The sequence below is a fragment of the Ruegeria sp. AF8 genome, from assembly GCF_056541825.1.
Window position 1 is genome coordinate 1 of the sequence record NZ_JBQFYW010000081.1, and the last position, 1022, is coordinate 1022.

1 protein-coding gene is annotated in these 1022 nt (G+C 57.3%); it reads right to left on the bottom strand.

Going from position 1 to position 1022, the window contains the following annotated elements; genetic code table 11:
• On the bottom strand, nt 1–954 hold a 954-nt coding region (locus ACR0AO_RS25465), incomplete at its 3' end, for an IS110 family RNA-guided transposase (protein WP_480609842.1).
• Nucleotides 955–1022 lie beyond the last annotated feature (68 nt).

Below are 1022 nucleotides of genomic sequence, written 5' to 3' on the forward strand. Positions count from 1 at the left end.
GTTGGCCAGAGCCACGCGAACCAGCAGTGGCGGCTTGCGTTCGATCAGGCGATCAAGCCAGGGATCTGTTCGTGTTCTATTTCGAGCGCGCCACATGACGACACTGTTGGCGCCGATAATCAACAATCGCCTGAGCGAGCGTTCCCCCATCTTTGTCGTTGCACCGAGGCGTTGCTTGCCCCCTGTTGAATGCTGTCTGGGAACCAGCCCGAGCCAGGCGGCGAAATCCCGACCACGGCGGAACGTTTCCGGCGGTGGGGCAAGGGCCACCAGCGCAGTTGCGATGAGCGGGCCAATTCCAGGGACCGTCATCAGGCGGCGTGCCATTTCGTTTGACCGTGCGCGGCGTGCAATCTCGGCATCCAGCTCTTTGATCTGACCATCCAGCTGGTTCAACATGCTGATCAACCTTTCAAGGCACTCCCGGGCCACATCCGGGATCGACTTATCGTGAGAGCCCACTAAAGCGATCAGTTTGCGAATATTGGCCGCGCCTTGTGGGGCCACCAGTCCGAGCTCTCCAAGGTGACCTCGAAGAGCATTGATCAATTGAGTGCGCTGCCGAACCAACAATTCCCGCGCTCGAAGAACCATCGTGGACGCCTGTGTTTCTTCGCTTTTCACGGCAACAAAGCGCATCGTGGGTCGACTTGCAGCTTCACAAATCGCTTCCGCATCCGCCATGTCGTTCTTCTGACGTTTGACGAACGGTTTCACATACGCTGGCGGAATAAGTCTGACATCGTGACCAAGGCGACCAATCTCCCGGCCCCAGTAGTGCGCACTGGCACAGGCTTCCATGGCAACCACACAGTGCGGTAACTTGGCAAAGAACTCCAGAACCTGACCTCTGCGAAGTTTCTTCCGCAAAACTGCGTGACCCGTGTGATCCGCTCCATGCACCTGGAACACATTCTTCGCCAAATCCAGGCCAATCATGCTAATCTCTTCCATAGACGCCTCCATTCAGGTTGTTTGCAAACCCACAATGGCACATCGAGGCCAGCGGGGGCGTCTACACC